Annotated in this window: 18 protein-coding genes and 1 pseudogene; 1 reads left to right on the top strand and 18 read right to left on the bottom strand. The window is 62.1% G+C overall.

Annotated elements, in window-relative coordinates; all coding sequences use genetic code 11:
- Window positions 1-154: 154 nt before the first annotated feature.
- The 5 genes from AC56LW_RS16135 to AC56LW_RS16115 form a co-directional block, all read right to left on the bottom strand.
- Window positions 155-1,081: a hypothetical protein gene (locus AC56LW_RS16135; protein ID WP_332530658.1), complete on the bottom strand. Its 927-nt coding sequence runs from the start codon at window positions 1,079-1,081 to the stop codon at window positions 155-157.
- A 140-nt stretch (window positions 1,082-1,221) separates the two neighbouring features.
- Window positions 1,222-4,329, bottom strand: coding sequence for an efflux RND transporter permease subunit (locus AC56LW_RS16130; protein WP_499635966.1), 3,108 nt, complete (start codon window positions 4,327-4,329; stop codon window positions 1,222-1,224).
- Entirely contained in the window at window positions 4,326-5,510 is a 1,185-nt protein-coding gene (locus AC56LW_RS16125) for an efflux RND transporter periplasmic adaptor subunit (protein WP_499635964.1), read from the bottom strand. The genes AC56LW_RS16130 and AC56LW_RS16125 overlap by 4 nt, the downstream gene beginning before the upstream one ends.
- Before the next feature lie 136 nt (window positions 5,511-5,646).
- A complete protein-coding gene (locus AC56LW_RS16120; RefSeq protein ID WP_332530661.1) occupies window positions 5,647-7,002 on the bottom strand; it encodes an ATP-binding protein in 1,356 nt (451 codons plus the stop codon).
- Window positions 6,999-7,727 carry a response regulator gene (locus AC56LW_RS16115; protein WP_183554216.1) on the bottom strand — a complete coding sequence of 243 codons (729 nt, stop codon included), beginning with the start codon at window positions 7,725-7,727 and terminating at the stop codon, window positions 6,999-7,001. The genes AC56LW_RS16120 and AC56LW_RS16115 overlap by 4 nt, the downstream gene beginning before the upstream one ends.
- 196 nt (window positions 7,728-7,923) lie before the next feature.
- On the opposite strand from AC56LW_RS16115, the gene AC56LW_RS16110 reads away from it, so the two are divergent.
- Entirely contained in the window at window positions 7,924-8,457 is a 534-nt protein-coding gene (locus AC56LW_RS16110; protein ID WP_332530663.1) for a Spy/CpxP family protein refolding chaperone, read from the top strand.
- A 42-nt stretch (window positions 8,458-8,499) separates the two neighbouring features.
- Here AC56LW_RS16110 and dsbD read toward each other — a convergent pair whose 3' ends face one another.
- The 13 genes and pseudogenes from dsbD to rplR form a co-directional block, all read right to left on the bottom strand.
- Window positions 8,500-10,371, bottom strand: a complete 1,872-nt coding sequence (gene dsbD / locus AC56LW_RS16105) for a protein-disulfide reductase DsbD (protein WP_499635960.1) — start codon at window positions 10,369-10,371, stop codon at window positions 8,500-8,502.
- A 125-nt stretch (window positions 10,372-10,496) separates the two neighbouring features.
- A complete protein-coding gene (gene rplQ / locus AC56LW_RS16100; protein WP_183554222.1) occupies window positions 10,497-10,892 on the bottom strand; it encodes a 50S ribosomal protein L17 in 396 nt (131 codons plus the stop codon).
- Between the two features lie 135 nt (window positions 10,893-11,027).
- On the bottom strand, window positions 11,028-12,005 hold the full coding sequence (locus AC56LW_RS16095) for a DNA-directed RNA polymerase subunit alpha (protein ID WP_332530665.1): 978 nt from the start codon (window positions 12,003-12,005) through the stop codon (window positions 11,028-11,030).
- Between the two features lie 302 nt (window positions 12,006-12,307).
- A complete protein-coding gene (rpsD, locus tag AC56LW_RS16090) occupies window positions 12,308-12,931 on the bottom strand; it encodes a 30S ribosomal protein S4 (protein ID WP_183554224.1) in 624 nt (207 codons plus the stop codon).
- A gap of 249 nt (window positions 12,932-13,180) precedes the next feature.
- The gene (gene rpsK, locus AC56LW_RS16085; protein WP_005663404.1) at window positions 13,181-13,585 is read right to left on the bottom strand and encodes a 30S ribosomal protein S11; all 405 of its coding nucleotides are present in this window, start codon (window positions 13,583-13,585) and stop codon (window positions 13,181-13,183) included.
- 14 nt (window positions 13,586-13,599) lie between these two features.
- Window positions 13,600-13,965, bottom strand: a complete 366-nt coding sequence (gene rpsM, locus AC56LW_RS16080) for a 30S ribosomal protein S13 (RefSeq protein WP_183554226.1) — start codon at window positions 13,963-13,965, stop codon at window positions 13,600-13,602.
- A 16-nt stretch (window positions 13,966-13,981) separates the two neighbouring features.
- Window positions 13,982-14,095 carry a 50S ribosomal protein L36 gene (gene rpmJ / locus AC56LW_RS16075; RefSeq protein WP_005663407.1) on the bottom strand — a complete coding sequence of 38 codons (114 nt, stop codon included), beginning with the start codon at window positions 14,093-14,095 and terminating at the stop codon, window positions 13,982-13,984.
- A 39-nt stretch (window positions 14,096-14,134) separates the two neighbouring features.
- Window positions 14,135-14,343: pseudogene (locus AC56LW_RS16070) on the bottom strand (S1 domain-containing protein).
- A gap of 21 nt (window positions 14,344-14,364) precedes the next feature.
- A complete protein-coding gene (gene secY, locus AC56LW_RS16065) occupies window positions 14,365-15,699 on the bottom strand; it encodes a preprotein translocase subunit SecY (protein ID WP_183554228.1) in 1,335 nt (444 codons plus the stop codon).
- Window positions 15,700-15,727: 28 nt separating this feature from the next.
- The gene (gene rplO, locus AC56LW_RS16060) at window positions 15,728-16,159 is read right to left on the bottom strand and encodes a 50S ribosomal protein L15 (RefSeq protein ID WP_183554230.1); all 432 of its coding nucleotides are present in this window, start codon (window positions 16,157-16,159) and stop codon (window positions 15,728-15,730) included.
- A 28-nt stretch (window positions 16,160-16,187) separates the two neighbouring features.
- Window positions 16,188-16,367: a 50S ribosomal protein L30 gene (rpmD, locus tag AC56LW_RS16055; protein WP_123069947.1), complete on the bottom strand. Its 180-nt coding sequence runs from the start codon at window positions 16,365-16,367 to the stop codon at window positions 16,188-16,190.
- An 11-nt stretch (window positions 16,368-16,378) separates the two neighbouring features.
- Window positions 16,379-16,897, bottom strand: coding sequence for a 30S ribosomal protein S5 (gene rpsE, locus AC56LW_RS16050; protein ID WP_183554232.1), 519 nt, complete (start codon window positions 16,895-16,897; stop codon window positions 16,379-16,381).
- Window positions 16,898-16,909: 12 nt separating this feature from the next.
- Window positions 16,910-17,272, bottom strand: coding sequence for a 50S ribosomal protein L18 (rplR, locus tag AC56LW_RS16045; RefSeq protein WP_183554234.1), 363 nt, complete (start codon window positions 17,270-17,272; stop codon window positions 16,910-16,912).
- Window positions 17,273-17,275 lie beyond the last annotated feature (3 nt).

Raw genomic sequence — 17,275 nt, 5'->3', positions numbered from 1 at the left:
GGCATGGCCCGGTGCAAGCTAGTCCTGACTGCCAAACTGTCGAGGCCGTGTCCGAATGTCAGACCTGACCCCGCTTTTTTCGATCTCCGACTGCTCTACTGTCGAGGTCGTGTCCGAATGTCAGACCTGACCCCGGCTTTTTTTGCCACATTCATCAGCCTCCCGGTGGCGGGCGGTATTCCGGGAACATTTCTTTGTACAGGAACTCGGTCAGGCGCGCTTCGTCTGCGGGTCGGGCGCTGAGCTTGACCACGCGGCCCAGGCGGTGCGAATCCCATTCGAAGTCGCCGGTCTTTTCCTTGCGGATCAGCTCGATCATTTTCTTGATGACGGCTGTTTCGATGTCGCGTGCGCTGCCCTGCTCCACCGTTACCGCCGTCAGCCAGCGCCGCTTGAAGCTCGGGTTCCAGCCGCGGAACTTCAGGTCCATCGTGTTGAACGTCTTGTTCGACACCGAGAAGATGCCACCGGACTCGTTGCTGTCGTCGCGGCCGCGGCCGTTGATCGCGGCGATGTTCGCCAGCGCGTTGCGGTTGCCGCGGACGGCGTCGCTTTCCGGCGTCTCCACTTCGCTGCCGGTCGGCGCGCCACGGCGCTCGCGTTGGGCTTTGACGTAGGCGGCCATGTCCATGTCGGGCGGGACTTCGGTCTTTGGCTGCGGCGGCTGTGGTGGCGGTGGCCTGCGCTCGACCGGCTTTTCGTCGGGAATCGTGATCGTGTCGGGCAGGCGCTTGACGATGACGCGCTCCGGCGGCGTTGGCCGCGGCGTTTCTTGCCGGGGCGTTGGCTTCGGCGCCGGCTTGGGCTTTTGCTCGCGCTGCGCCTTGGTCGGCTGCTGCAGCGGCTGGACAAAAAAGACGTCGGTTTCGCGGTCCGACGCCGGACGCGCTGTCTTTTGCTCTTTTTCGGGCGGCTTGAAGATGAAGATCGCGAGCAGCAGCAAGTGCAGCACGATCGTGCCGATCAGGCCGCCGCGCTTGGAGCCCTCGCGCTCGTAATGCGGCCCCGGGCGTACCAGTGGCTGTCCGCAGTGGGAGCAAACTTCGCTGTCCTGATCGTAGGAGTGGGGATGGTCACGCAAGGTAGATCGGTATCCTGGAAGCGACGTCTAAGAAAACAGCAGAGAGGGCAGTCTAACCGTTTTAGAGTACCAACGCATCACGCCAGCGAGCGGACTGCCCCGCTGCTGGCGTTGATGGTTGTTACCAAATGTTTCCAAGGTTAAGCATGCTGGGCAACCGCGACATCGTCGGCCTTCGCAAGCTGTTCGTCCGTCATCGGCCCAGTGCCGCTGAAACGGTCCAGGTACAGATAGATGACCGGCGTGATGTACAGCGTGATGACTTGCGAGAAGATCAAGCCGCCGCACACCGCCAAGCCCAGCGGCTGGCGCAGCTCGGCGCCGGCACCGATACCGAGCGCGATCGGCAGCGCACCCATCAGCGCGGCCAGCGTCGTCATCAGGATCGGCCGGAAGCGCAGAATGCACGCTTCGCGGATCGCCTCTTGCGGGCTCATGCCGAGCGTGCGCTGCGCATCGAGCGCGAAGTCGATCATCATGATGGCGTTCTTCTTGACGATACCGATCAGCATCAGGATGCCGATCATCGCGATCAGCGTCAGGTCCTTGTCGAAGATCCACAGCGTCAGCAGCGCGCCAACCGCTGCCGACGGCAGGCCGGCCAGGATGGTCAGCGGGTGGATATAGCTTTCGTACAAGACGCCCAGCAGCACGTATATGACGCCGATCGCCGTCAGGATCAGGATCAACTGGCTCGACTGCGTGTCCTGGAACACGGCCGCGTCACCGCCATACGTGGCAATCACCGAGGCCGGCAACTTCATCGCCGTGCCCATCTGTTCGATGGCGGCGGTGGCGTCGCCCAGCGGCACGCCGGGCGCCAGGTTGAACGACAGCGTGATCGCCTGCAATTGCCCCTGGTGATTCACTTGCAGCGGACCGACCGTGCGGCGCACCGTGGCGATGCTCGACAGCTTGACCAGATCGCCCGACTTGCTGCGCACCGATACGCGCGACAGCGCTTCATCATAGTAACGGTCACTGGCAGCCGCTTCCAGGATCACGTAGTAGCTGGCGGCCGTCGAGTAGATGGTCGAGACCTGGCGCTCGCCGAACGACGCATACATCACGGTACGGATATCGTCCATTTCCAGGCCCAGCAGCGCAGCCTTGTCGCGGTCGATGTCCACCGTCGCTTGCAGCGACTTGTTCTGCGAGTCGCTGTTGACGTCGCGGAAGCGCGCATCCTGCCGCATGCCTTCCAGGAACCGTTCGGCCCAGCCGCCGATCTCGCCACCCGACACGCTCTGCAGCGTGTACTGGTAGCGCGCCTTGCTCTGGCGTCCGCCCAGTTGCAGGTTTTGCTGGGGCGACATGAACACCTGCACGCCCGGCACAGCGCGCGTGGCCTTGCGCAAATCGTCGATCACGAGGTCCATCGGTGGCCGCTCGCCGCGGGGTTTCAGCACCAGGAACATGCGGCCCGTATTGCCGCCGCCGCTGAACGAGGTCGTGTCCTGCACGTAGGGATTGGCGCGGACGATGTCGACCACCTTGCCCTGCAGTTCGGCCAGCGCGACCGACGACGTGTCTTCGGACGCTTCGACGTTCACACGGATCTGGCCGATGTCTTCTTCGGGGAAGAAGCCCTTCGGCATCGTCATGTACAGCACGGCGGTCAGCACGAAGGTACCCAGCGCCAGCATCAACACCAGAAAGCGGTGACGCAGCGCGGTGTCGAGCGTGCGGCCATAGCCGTTGCGCACATTGGTGAACATGGCTTCGAACCGGCGGCCGATCCACGACATGTCCTTCGGATCGACGTGGCCACCATCCTTGAGCAGGCGCGAGCACAGCATCGGCACGAGGGTCAGCGAGACGATGGCCGAGACCATCACGGCCAGGCCGACGATCACGGCAAATTCGCGGAACAGCAGGCCGATCACGCCGGGCATGAAGAAGATCGGGATGAACACGGCCACCAGCGAAATCGAGATCGAAATGATGGTAAAGCCCATTTCGCGCGCACCGACGAGCGAGGCATGCATCGGCTTCTTGCCCATCTCCATGTGGCGCACGATGTTTTCCAGCACCACAATCGCATCGTCGACGACCAGACCGACGGCCAGCGTGATGCCCAGCAGCGAAATATTGTCGAGGCTATAGCCCAGCCAGTACAGCAACGAGAGCGCGCCCAAGAGCGAGATCGGCACCGTCACCGCCGGGATGAACGTGGCGGCCGCGCGGTGCAGGAACAGGAAGATCACCAGGATCACCAGCATTACCGTGCCCAGCAGCGTCAGATTGACGTCGTGGATCGCTTCGCGGATCGACAGCGAGCGGTCGTTGACGAGCTCGATCTTGATCGAGGCCGGCAACTGCCCTTCGAAGCGCGGAATCAGCGCGCGCACGGCGTCGACCACCTCGACCGTGTTGGCATTGGGCTGGCGCTGCACCATCAGCGAGATCGAGCGCTCGCCGTTCAGGCTACCCATGGCCTTGACCGACTGGTAGCTGTCCTGGACGTCGGCGATGTCGCGCAGGCGCACTGGCATGCCTTCGCGCGTGGCAACGATCAGGTTGGCGAAGTCGGCCGCCTTCATCAGCTGGCCGCCGCCCTGGATCGTCAGCGCCTGAGTCGGACCATCGAGGATGCCCAGCGGCGTGTTCGAGTTGGCCGCGCGCAGTGCTGCCGCCAGCTCATCCATCGAGATATTGCGCGCGTTCATCAGGTCGGACTTGGCGCGCACGCGCACGGCGAAGCGCTTGCCGCCGTTGATCGAGACTTGCGAGACGCCCTGCACGGTCGAGATCGCCGGCGAAATCAGATTCTCTGCGTAATCGTTCAGCTCCGACAAGTCCATCGACGGTGACGTCAGGTGCATGAACAGGATCGGGGCGTCGGCCGGGTTGACCTTGCGGTAGGCCGGCAGTTCCGTCATCTCGAGCGGCAGCCGGCGCTGCGCGACCAGCAGCGCCGCCTGGACGTCGACCGCGGCCTTGTCGACATCGATCGCGGTGTCAAACTCAAGGGTGATATTCGTATCGCCCTGGGTGCTGCTCGACGTGATCAGCTTGATGCCGGCAATGGTCGAGAACTGTTTCTCGAGCGGCAGCGCCACCGACGAGGCCATCGTCTCGGGACTCGCACCCGGCAGGTTGGCCGAAACGTTGATGACCGGCGTGTTATAGCTCGGCAGTGCAGCGACCGGGATCTTCATGTACGACAAGATGCCCACCAGCACCAGGCTGATCGACAGCAGCACCACCATCACGGGCCGGCGGATACACAGTTCGGACAGGTTCATGCCTGCTCACCCTGCTTGGGTTGCGCGGTGGAAGCCGGCTTGTCGGTGGCCGGCTTGGCCGCCTGCGCCAGGCGCACCTTGCCACCCGGCCGCAGGTTCTGCTTGCCTTCGGTGATCACCTGCTCGGCGCCGGTCAAACCCGTGACGGCGGCGTGGTCGCCAAACGCATACACGCGCTTGACCGGCACCTGACGCGCCGAGTTGCCTTCGGCGAGCACGTAGACGAACGTGCCGTTGGTCGACGTGATGATCGCCGTCTGCGGAATCACGAGGGCGTCCTTGAGCGTTTGCACGACCACGCGCGCGGTCACGTACTGGCCGGGCCACAGGCTGGTGTTGTTGTTGGAGAACTCGCCCTTGACGCGGATGGTACCGGCCTGCGCATCGACAGCGTTGTCGATGAAGCTCAGACGGCCGGCGACCGGTTTCGCGTCGGCGCCGCTCGTCACGTGGACGTCGACATTGCCGGCTCTCTGGGCGCCCAGCAGCGCGCCGAGCGTCGATTCCGGCAGCGTGAACGAGACATTGATCGGGTCGAGCTGGGTGACGGTGGTCAGTGACGTCGTCATCTGCACCAGCGCGCCCGGATGGACATCGATGGCGCCCACGCGCCCCGACATCGGCGCGCGGATCGAGGTGTAGCTGGCGCTCACCTGGGTGGCGCGCATCGCGGCCTGGTTCGATTGCACCAGCGCACGCTGGGCTTCCACCTGGCTCAGCAGGGAGTCAAGCGCGCTCTGGGCCAGGAAGTTCTGCGATACCAGCTCCTGGCTGCGCTTGTACTGGCGGTCCAGGTCGGCCAGCGTGGCGCGGTCGCGCGCCACCTGCGCTTCGGCGCGCGCCACATTGGCCTGGTCGGCGCGGTCGTCGAGCGAGAACATCAGTTCGCCTTCCTTGACGAACTGGCCTTCGCGGATATGGACCTTGCGGATGGTGGTGACGGTCTGCGGATGCAGGTTCACGGTGCGCACCGGCGTGACGGTACCGTTAGCGAACAGCTCGACGCCGACGTCGCGCCGCTCGGGCTTGACCACGTTGACGGTCACCGGTGGCTGGCCGCCGCCCTGACCTTTGGCGCCTGGCGCCTGTGCCTTGGCCTCATGGCCCTGATTGAAGTACCAGCCGCCGGCAACGACCAGCGCCGCCACGACGGCGATGACGCCGACATTCTTCTTGTTCATGCTTGTCCCTTGCCGCCAGTGCCGACGGCTCTCTCAGTAATGCTGCCTGGTGATCCTGCTTGTTGATGTGGTCATTGCGCGCGCGCATTGTCCCACACTGTCGTTACGGCTTTATTTTGCTTGTTGGTTTTTTTTGCTATTTGTTCGGGTAATACGTGGGCAGCATCAGCGTCACTTCCAGGCCGCCTTCCGAATGGTTGGCCAAGCTGATGCTGCCGCCGTGCTGCTCCGTGATATTGCGTGCGATCGTCAGGCCCAGGCCGGTGCCGCCCGATTCTCGCGAGCGCGATGTCTCCACGCGGTAGAACGGGTCGAACACGCGCACCAGCTCGCTGCGCGGAATGCCCGGTCCGCTATCGCGGATACGGATGCGCGCGGTGCCATTCGTGCGGTCGACGCAGACGCGTGCATCGCGCCCGTACTTGACCGCGTTGTCGATCAGGTTGACCAGGCAGCGGCGCATGTCGATCGGCCGGCCCAGCACCGCGATCGAGGCCTTGCCGGCCAGCGTCACGGTCTGGCCCGCATCGGTCGCATCGGCACACACGGCTTCGAGCAGCGAATCGAGATCGAGCATCTGCATCGTCTCGGTCGTGTCCATGCTGCGCGCCAGCACCAGGCCTTCGCGCACCATTTCCTGCATCGCCGACAGGTCGCCGATCAGGCGGTCCTGCAGTTCGGTGTCGCTGACCTTCTCGAGTCGCAGGCGCATGCGCGTGAGCGGCGTTTGCAGGTCGTGCGTGATCGCAGCGAGCATCTGCGTGCGCTGGAAGATGTACTGGCGGATGCGCGCCTGCATCGCATTGAAGGCAGCGCTGGCCTGGCGGATCTCGATCGCGCCGACCAGGTCGAGCGGCGCGCGGTTGATGTCCTGGCCCAGGTCTTGCGCAGCTTGCGCAAGCTGCTTGAACGGGCGCGCGGTCATGCGTGCCACGAAGTACGCCAGCACCGCGATGCTGACCAGGAACATCCCGAGGATGATGCTCGTGTCGACATCCTCACCGACCAGCCGCGGTGGCAACACCGACAGTTGCAGTTCGGCGCCATCGCGCAGCCGCACATCGATCGACTCGCAGGCGCCTTCCCATTTCATGCTCAGCAAGCCGTACATCACGGGCTGCGTTTGGACGACGCCGCAGGCAGTCGGGCGCGTGGCGCGTGAGGCAACCAGATAGCCCTTGCCCAGACGCTTGGCCAGCGACGCGGCAAACGGCGTCAGGGGCGCCGCGTCCGGCGGCATGTCGCCCACCTGGAGCTGCAGGCCCGGGCGGTTGGCGACATCCAGGTAGATCGAGCGGGCCGACGCCGGGACGATCTCGGTGGCCATGATCAGTTGCTCGGCGCGTTCGAGCACGTGCGCATCGCGCTGGTTTTCGAAGTCGCGCAGGCGCTGGTAGTCGGCCGCCAGTTGCGTCAGCGCGGCCGAGGTCAGAATGCCCAGCAGCAGCGTGAGGAACACGCGCCCGGTCATCGACCCGAAGAAGGCTTTCACGCCGCCGGCTCCACGGTGACCTGGCCGGCCAGCACGTAGCCGCCGTTGCGCACGGTCTTGATAATCTGTGGCATGCGCGCGTCTTCGCCGAGCTTCTGGCGCAGGCGGCTGATCTGGATGTCGATCGAGCGGTCGAATGGATCGGCGTCGCGGCCCTGCGTGAGGTTGAGCAGCTGGTCGCGATTGAGCACGCGGTTCGGGTGCTCGAGGAATACGCGCAGCAGGCGGAACTCGGCGCCCGAGAGCATGATCACGATGCCGTCCGGGTTGAGCAGGTGGCGCGCAGTCAGGTCGAGCGTCCAGCCCGAGAAGCGCATCTGCTGCACGTTTTCGGATGGCGTGTTCGATGGCATCGCGTGCGAGCGGCGCAGCACGCTGCGGATGCGCGCCAGCAGCTCGCGCGGCTCGAACGGTTTCGGCAGGTAGTCGTCGGCGCCCATTTCCAGACCCAGGATGCGGTCGAGCGGTTCGTTGCGGGCGGTGAGCATGATAACGGGCAGGCTCGAGGTGGCGCGCAGCTTGCGGCACAGCGTCAGGCCATCGTCGCCGGGCATGTTCAGGTCGAGCACGATGAGGTCGGGACGCGTTTCGTCGAGCGTCTTCCACATCGCGGTGCCGTCGGCGGCGCCGAGCGTCCGGTAGCTGTTGGACTCGAGGTAGTCGGCCAGCAGCGTGCGGATGTCGCGGTCGTCGTCGACGATCAGAATCGTAGAGGGATTATCCATAACCGCAATTATCCGAATTTATGACAAGACCGGCGGAAGTATTTGTATCGCTGTGTATATGCCGACAGGCGCGAAACATATGGATACAAAGTGCCCGGCAGGGGAAATCCCGTGGTTACAGTTTTGACCCAGGATGGGTCCTGTGCAGCGAGCGTTTCGGATGCACTTCACCAGACTCTCACACAAAGGACCTACCATGAACACCCTTCGCAAACACCTCGTGATCGCTTTCACCGCTGCCGGCCTGTTCGGCGCCACCGTCGGTGCCCAGGCCCAGAGCGCCGCCCCGGCCGAGGGCCGCCAGGCATCGACATTGACGGCGGAACAACGCCTGGCCAAGAAGGCCGAGTGGCAAGCAAAGGCGGGCGAGCGTCATGCCAAGATGGCGCAGAAGCGCGCCGAGCATCAGGCCAAGCTGCAGGCATCGCTGAACCTGACGGCCCAGCAAAAACCGGCCTGGGATGCATTCGTCGCCAGCCGCGCGCCTGTAAAGCACGGTGAGCGTGCCGGCCGCGGCGACCGCGCCGCCTGGGCCAGCCTGAGCGCGCCGCAGCGCATGGAAAAGCAGATCGCGATGCAGAAAGCGCGCATCGCGAAGATGGAATCGCGCCTCACCGCCCTGAACAGCTTCTACGCGGTACTCACGCCAGAGCAGCGCAAGACGTTCGATGCGCAGGCCCAGCACCGCAAGGGCGGGCGTCATCATCAGCAGCATCGCGCCAACGCATAATCGCTTGCCTCACCTGAAGCCGGCGGCCCACGCCGCCGGCGTTCATTGTCCCAGACGTTCCAGCGACGTCGAAAACTTCTCTGCATTCTGGTAGCCAATCACCCGGCTATCGGCAATCTCCTTGCCTTGATCGTCAAACAGGATGATGCCCGGCGGTCCGAACAGGCCGAAGCGCTTGAGCATCGCCTTGTCGGCCGCATCGTTGGCCGTCACGTCGACCTGCAGCAGCGCGGTATTGGCCAGCTTGGCCTGTACCTTCGGATCGACAAACGTGAACTTTTCCATCTCCTTGCACGACACGCACCAGTCCGCATAAAAGTCGAGCATGACGGTCTTGCCGGCATTGGCGGCCAGGGCCGCGTCGAGCTGGTCCACCGTCTTGATGCGGGTGAACACCAGCCCGTGATGCTGCGGCGTGCCGCTCAGGTGCGCCAGGGGTGCGAACGCATCGCGCCCGCCGCTGGCCACGCCCACCAGTTGCATGCCGCCCATCAGCGCGAACGCGGCGCCAAACGCCATCGACGCCCAGTGGCGCGTGTGACGCAGCAGATAAAAGCCGTAGCCCAAGAGCAGCGCGGCCCACAGCAACATCTGCGCGACCGGCGGGATCACGGGCGAAACGAGCCAGATCGCCATGGCCAGCATCAGCACACCGAACAGGCGCTTGACCGACTCCATCCACGCACCCACGCGCGGCAGCAGCGAGCCGGCCGATACGCCCACCAGCAGCAGCGGAATACTCATACCCACCGCCATCGAGAACAGCGCCGCGCCGCCCAGGAACACATCGCGCGTCTGGCTGATGTAGACCAGCGCGCCGGCCAGTGGCGCGGCCACGCAGGGGCCGACGATCAGCGCCGAAATGGCGCCCATTGCAAACACGCCGGCCAGCTTGCCGGACTGCTGGCGGTTCGACACATTGCTCAGACTGGTCTGCAATGCGCCTGGAAGTTGTAACTGATAGAAACCGAACATCGACAGCGACATCGCCACGATCAGCAGCGCGAAGGTGCCCAGCACCCACGGATTCTGCAGGGCTGCGGCCAGGCCCTCGCCAGCCAGGCCTGCGGCCACGCCCAGCAGCGTGTAGACGATCGCCATGCCCAGCGAATACGTCACCGACAGCAGGAAGCCGCGCGCACGGCTGACGTTCTTGCCTTCGCCCACGATGATCGACGACAGGATCGGCACCATCGGCAGCACGCATGGCGTGAACGCGAGGCCCAGGCCCAGCAGGATGAACGCGGGGATGATGGCGAGCAGGCTGCCGCCGCCGAGGATGCCGGCGATGTTGGAGAGGTCGGATTGTGCTGGTGGTCCTGCTGGGGCTGGCGAGGTGGCGATGGCGGCGGCGGCTGCTGGCGCGGTCGGGGCGCTCTCTGCCATTGGCGTGGACGACAGCGGTGTCGATATGCCGCCCTGCGGGGCTGCGGCGCCGATCGGCAGCGCCGGTGGGGCTGCGCCGCCCTTGCCCGCGCTCAGGCTGGCGGTATGATCCTGCGGCGGGTAGCACAGGCCGGCGTCGGCGCAGCCCTGGCCGGTGGCAGTCAACGTGAACGCGCCGTCACCCTCGACCGGAATGCGGATCGTCAATGTTCCCTTGTAGGTTTCCACGTCCTTCTCGAACGTCTGGTCGTACTTCACGGTGCCCGGCGGAATGGATGGCGCGCCCAGCTTGACAGCAGGATTGCTCGACTTGAAGGCGAAGCGTTCGCGGTACATGTAGTACTTCGGCGCGATCGTGTACGTGACTTCGGCCGTCTGCGGGTCGGCCATGCGTGCTTCGAACTTGAAGGCGATGGCAGGATCGAGAAATTCCTCGGCGGCGCGGCTAGGCGCGGCGGCAAACAGCGTGAAAAAAGCAAACAGCGTCAGGCAGGCAGCAAGCCAGTGCCGTGCAGAAAATCGGGGCATGGAGGTCGAGTCAGTTGTAATAAGGCACGGGCATGGTACACCGGCTGCCAAAGGTGCGCAGAGGAGGCTCGATCGACAGGCGAAAAAAAACCAGGCCGAAGCCTGGTCTTTTCAACGACAGTCGATTACTCGGCGGTCGGTGCTTCTTCTTCCGAAGTCACTTCTGGACGATCCAGCAGTTCAACGTAAGCCATTGGTGCATTGTCGCCAACGCGGAAACCCATCTTCAGGATACGCAGGTAGCCGCCGTTGCGGTTTGCGTAGCGTGGACCCAGCTCAGCGAACAGCTTCAGGACCATTTCGCGGTCGCGCAGGCGAGCGAAGGCCAGGCGCTTGTTTGCCAGGGTGTCGGTCTTGCCCAGGGTCAGGATCGGTTCGATGACGCGACGCAGTTCCTTGGCTTTTGGGACGGTGGTCTTGATGGCTTCATGACGCAGCAGCGAAACAGTCATGTTGCGCAGCATTGCCAGACGGTGGGACGAGGTACGATTCAGCTTACGAAGGCCGTGACGGTGACGCATGGTAATTCCTTTCGGGTGTTTTCAATGCCAGTTCTTCGATCGTTCGTGCCTTGATTGCAAGGCACGTCCGCGGACCGGTTCGGGTTTAATCCGCCTGGACAACGCGTCCGGGCGGGGTGCGACAAAAAACTCTGATTACTTCTCGAGGCCGGCTGGTGGCCAGTTTTCGAGTTTCATGCCCAGGGTCAAGCCACGCGAAGCAAGGACTTCCTTGATTTCGTTGAGCGACTTGCGGCCCAGGTTTGGCGTCTTGAGCAGTTCGTTTTCCGAACGCTGGATCAGATCGCCGATGTAGTAGATGTTTTCTGCTTTCAGGCAGTTGGCCGAACGGACGGTCAGTTCCAGGTCGTCGACTGGACGCAGCAGGATCGGATCGACCAGCGGTGCGCGCGATGGCGCTTCCGCAGCGGCTTCGGTGCCTTCCAGGGCAGCGAACACGTTCAGCTGATCGACCAGGACGCGGGCCGACTGGCGGATCGCTTCTTCTGGCGTGATGACGCCGTTCGTTTCGATGTTGATGATCAGCTTGTCCAGGTCGGTACGCTGTTCGACACGGGCCGATTCAACAGCGTACGACACGCGGCGCACTGGCGAGAACGAAGCGTCCAGGATGATGCGGCCGATGGTCTTGTTGGTGTCTTCCGACAGACGACGGACGTTACCTGGCACATAGCCACGGCCTTTTTCGACCTTGATCTGCATGTCCAGCTTGCCACCGGCGGTCAGGTGAGCGATCACGTGATCCGGATTGACGAGCTCGACGTCGTGCGGCAGGTCGATGTCCGATGCCAGGACTGGGCCTTCGCCTTCCTTTTTCAGGGTCAGGTTGACCGAGTCACGGTTGTGGACTTTGAAGACCACGCCCTTCAGGTTCAGCAGCAGGTCGACGACGTCTTCCTGAACGCCATCGAGCGACGAGTATTCATGCACGACACCAGCGATCGTCACTTCGGTCGGCGCGTAGCCAACCATCGACGACAGCAGCACGCGACGCAGTGCGTTGCCGAGGGTGTGGCCATAGCCACGCTCGAACGGCTCCATCACGACTTTCGCGTGGCCGGCGCCCAGTGCTTCGACGTCGATGATACGTGGCTTCAACAAACTATTTTGCATGAACGTAGTCCTTTTCAATACCCTCGGCTCGTTACACCGATAAGGCTGATGGCTTGATGGAAAACGCCTGCCGGAGCAGGCGGTAAAACGAATTGGGTTACGACGGTGAGGAGGAAACTTTGATTCCAGAGAATTCGCTGCTCTTTGCAAGTGCCGATCCGGGATCGCTGCGCTTGCACAACCACTCCGTCGTTTCCGCGTAGGCGGGAACCCAAGCTGCTCGATCTAGCCGGCAAACTTGGATCCCCGCCTGCGCGGGGTCGACCGCTGGGAGCCGGCAAAGCCGGCTCTGACACGGTCGATTAACGCGAGTACAGTTCGACGATCAGCGCTTCGTTGACGTCAGCAGCGATTTCGTTACGCTCTGGGAACGAACGGAAGGTGCCTTCCAGCTTCTTGGCATCGACCGACACCCAGCTTGGGAAACCGATTTGCTCAGCCAGCGACAGGGCTTCAGCGATACGTACTTGCTTCTTGGCCTTTTCACGAACAGCGACGACGTCGCCGGTCTTGACTTGGTACGAAGCGATGTTCACGACCTGACCGTTGACGGTGAAGGCTTTGTGGCTGACCAGCTGACGTGCTTCAGCGCGGGTCGAACCGAAACCCATGCGGTACGTCACGTTGTCCAGACGCGCTTCCAGCAGCTTCAGCAGCGTTTCGCCGGTGTTACCCTTGCGACGCGAAGCTTCTGCGAAGTAGCGACGGAACTGGCGTTCCAGGATGCCGTACATGCGCTTGACTTTTTGCTTTTCGCGCAGTTGGTTGCCGTAGTCCGAGGTGCGGGCACCCGACTTGACACCGTGCTGGCCTGGCTTGATGTCCAGTTTGCACTTCGAGTCGAGCGAGCGACGTGCGCTCTTGAGGAACAGGTCAGTGCCTTCACGGCGCGACAGTTTTGCTTTTGGTCCGATATAACGTGCCACGTTAGATTCCTTTAATAATTGATCACGCCCCAGAGTGCAGAAGCACCCAGGCGCTAGTCCAGCTCTGGAAAGTCAGGCCGGACGTGGCTTGCATCACCCACCGCTAGAGCAGCAGGCGACAAGAGCCGGGCAGTATATCCCATTTACGGGCAACTGCACCGGCTTTTCTTGAAAACACAACGGGGCTATGCGCCCCGAGCATCGATTACCAAGTACATGGGCTGGCGGCGAACCGCCCTCCCCTGCAACTTAGATACGGCGACGCTTTGGTGGACGGCAACCGTTGTGTGGAACTGGGGTGACGTCCTGGATCTCGGTGATCTTGATGCCGAGGTTGTTCAGTGCGCGCACAGCCGATTCACGGCCTGGGCCTGGGCCCTTGATACGCACTTCCAGATTCTTCACGCCCGATTCCTGAGCGACCTTGCCAGCAGCTTCGGCAGCAACCTGCGCTGCGAACGGGGTCGATTTGCGCGAACCCTTGAAGCCGGCGCCGCCGGAAGTTGCCCACGACAGAGCATTGCCCTGACGATCGGTGATCGTGATGATCGTGTTGTTGAAGGACGCGTGCACGTGGGCGATGCCCTCGGCAACGTTCTTCTTGACTTTCTTGCGGACGCGCGCTGCTGCCGCGCTGCTTTGTTGCTTGGCCATAGTCGGTTCCTAGATTATTTCTTGAGCGATTGAGCTGCCTTACGCGGGCCCTTACGGGTACGCGCGTTGGTGCGGGTACGCTGACCGCGGACCGGCAGGCCCTTACGGTGACGCATGCCGCGGTAGCAGCCCAAGTCCATCAGACGCTTGATGTTCATGGACAGTTCGCGGCGAAGATCGCCTTCCACGACAAACTTCGCGACTTCGTCACGCAGCTTCTCGAGTTCATTATCGTCCAGGTCCTTGACTTTTTTGGTGGTCGCGATACCGGTTGCGTCGCAGATTTTCTGCGAACGCGGACGGCCAACACCGTAGATCGCCGTCAGGCCGATAACAGTGTGCTGATGATTTGGGATGTTAACCCCTGCAATACGTGCCATTCGTTATTCCTCGAAATTAACCTTGACGCTGCTTGTGACGCGGCTCGACGCAGATCACACGGACCACGCCCTTGCGCTTGATGATCTTGCAGTTGCGGCAGATCCGCTTGACTGAAGCGTTAACTTTCATTTTGCACTCTCTTCGGTTCGTTTACTTGATGATGTGTTTTTACTTGGTGCCGAATACGATGCGGGCCCGGGACCTCGATAACGGGGTCAACTTCACCATTACCGGGTCACGCGGGCAGAAGCGAACACGCATTCTACCCGAGATCGACCCCAGGCTCACATTTCGTTTTCCAGCTTCACGCGGAACGTCGCGTTTGGGAGAGTCTTTCGACCCTCCCCTTGCATTCGGATGACATCGTCTTCTGCCATTCGCGCCATGCACCCGACTACTTATCGCGTCGGGACGCCACCCTTGAAGTTCGCCTTGCGCAGCAGTGAATCATATTGCTGCGACATGACGTAGTTCTGTACTTGTGCCATGAAGTCCATCGTCACCACAACGATGATCAGGAGCGACGTGCCACCGAAGTAGAAGGGAACCTTCCACTGGGCGGTCATGAACTCCGGCACCAGGCACACCAGGGTGATGTAGACAGCACCAGCCAGGGTCAGGCGCATCAGGATCTTGTCGATATAGCGAGCGGTCTGATCACCCGGACGGATGCCCGGTACAAACGCGCCACTTTTCTTCAAGTTGTCCGCCGTTTCCTTGCTGTTAAATACCAGCGCGGTATAGAAGAAGCAGAAGAACACGATCGCCACCGCATACAGCAACGCGTGGATTGGTTCGCCCGGCGCCATCGACGCCGCCAGATCCTTCAGGAACCCGATCACCGGGCCGCTGGAATCCTTGCCACGGGTGAACCAGTCGACAATCGTCGCCGGGAACAGAATGATCGACGACGCGAAGATCGGCGGGATCACGCCTGCCATGTTCAGCTTCAAGGGCAGGTGGCTGGTTTGGCCACCGTAGATCTTGTTGCCGACCTGGCGTTTCGCGTAATTAACCAGAATCTTGCGCTGTCCGCGTTCCACGAACACCACCGCATACGTCACCGCAGCGATCAGCAGAACGATCAGGATGGCCGAGAAGCTGCCGATCGAACCGTTCGACACCAGGGTGAACAAGCCACCCAGCGCCGACGGTAAACCTGCTGCGATGCCGGCAAAGATGATGATCGAAATGCCATTGCCAAGACCACGCTCGGTAATTTGCTCGCCCAGCCACATCAGGAACATGGTGCCGGTCAAGAGGGTCACGATGGTGACGAAACGGAAGCCGAGACCAGGGTCAATGACCAGGCCAGGCTGCGCTTCGAGCGCGACAGCGATACCGAACGCCTGGAAGAGTGCCAGCGCAACCGTGAAGTAACGGGTGTACTGGGTAATCTTGCGGCGGCCGGACTCGCCCTCTTTCTTCAACGCCTCGAGTTGCGGCGAAACGATCGATGCGAGCTGCATGATGATCGAAGCCGAAATATAAGGCATGATGCCGAGCGCGAACACGGTAAAGCGGGACAAGGCGCCACCCGAGAACATGTTGAACATGCCCAGGATGCCGCCTTCGTTCTGCTTGAACAGCGCAGCGAGCTGCACCGGGTCAATTCCGGGGACCGGAATATGAGCACCGATGCGGTACACGACCAACGCGCCAAGCAAAAACCACAGCCGGGCCCATGGGAATCCGGAAGCGGCGCTTTTACCAAGTTGTGAATTAGTCGCCAATTTTTGCTCCGATCAGGCAGCGATCGCTTTACGCGACCGAGCCGCCAGCTGCTTCGATTGCCGCTTTAGCGCCGGCGCTCACTTTCAGGCCTTTGAGGTTCACCGCTTTGGTGATCTCGCCGGACAGGATGACGCGCACGTCACGTGCCAGAACCGACAGAACGCCAGCCGCTTTGAGCACCAGGATGTCGACTTCGCCGACGGCCAGGTTGTTCAGATCGGACAGACGCACTTCAGCCTTGAACGTTGCGTTCAGCGATTTGAAACCACGCTTTGGCAGACGACGCTGCAGAGGCATTTGACCGCCTTCGAAGCCGACTTTGTGGAAGCCGCCCGAACGCGACTTTTGACCCTTGTGACCACGGCCGGCAGTTTTGCCGATGCCGGAGCCGATACCGCGGCCGACGCGACGCTTGTAGTGCTTGGCGCCGTCAGCTGGTTGAATGGTATTGAGTTCCATTGATTTCTCCGTTCGCAAGCCCGAGGGCTTACGAAACCACTTTCACGAGGTACGATACTTTGTTGATCATGCCACGCACGGACGGGGTGTCTTGCAACTCGGAGACCGAGTTGACGCGACGCAGACCCAGACCGCGCACGGTGGCACGGTGATCCTGACGGGTACCGATCAGGCCCTTGACGAGCTGAACTTTAACGGTGTTAGCCATGTGATTTCCCCTTAACCCAGGATGTCTTCGACCGACTTGCCACGCTTGGCGGCGATGTCGGAAGCAGTGCTCATTTTCGACAGACCGTCGAGAGTTGCGCGCACCAGGTTGTATGGATTCGACGAGCCGGTCGATTTAGCGACCACGTCCGTCACGCCCATCACTTCGAAGATAGCGCGCATTGCGCCACCAGCGATCACGCCGGTACCAGGCTTAGCTGGCATCATCATGACGCGCGAGGCGCCGTGACGACCGGACACGGTGTGATGCAGGGTACCGTTCTTGAGTGGCACCTTGATCAGGTTGCGGCGGGCTTCTTCCATCGCTTTTTGCACGCCGACTGGAACTTCCTTCGACTTGCCTTTGCCCATGCCGATGCGGCCATCGCCGTCACCGACAACGGTCAGCGCTGCAAAACCCATGATACGACCACCCTTGACCACTTTGGTCACGCGGTTGATCGCGATCATTTTCTCGCGCATGCCATCATCCGGCTTGTCGCTTGCCATTTTCGCTTGCATTTTTGCCATGACGATTCTTCCTTAGAACTTCAGACCGGCTTCACGCGCGGCTTCCGCCAGCGCCTTCACCCGACCGTGGTAACGGAAACCGGAGCGATCGAACGCGACTTCGGTGATTCCTGCTTTCAGTGCTTTTTCTGCGACGCGCTTGCCGACCAGAGCGGCTGCTGCAGCGTTGCCGCCGGCGCCAGTCTGACCTGCCAGCTCGGCGCGCACTTCAGCTTCCAGAGTCGAAGCCGACACCAGTACTTTTGCGTCCGGGCTGATCAGGTTCGCATAGATATGCAGGTTGGTGCGGTGAACCGACAAACGGTTCACGCCCAGCTGCGAGATCTTGATGCGGGTCTGACGTCCACGACGCAGACGTGATTCTTTCTTGTCCATGTC

It is taken from the genome of Telluria sp. LT2P80, assembly GCF_059685955.1.
The sequence above is the reverse complement of the archived record's forward strand: the minus strand, read 5'-3'. Positions and strand labels throughout refer to the sequence as shown.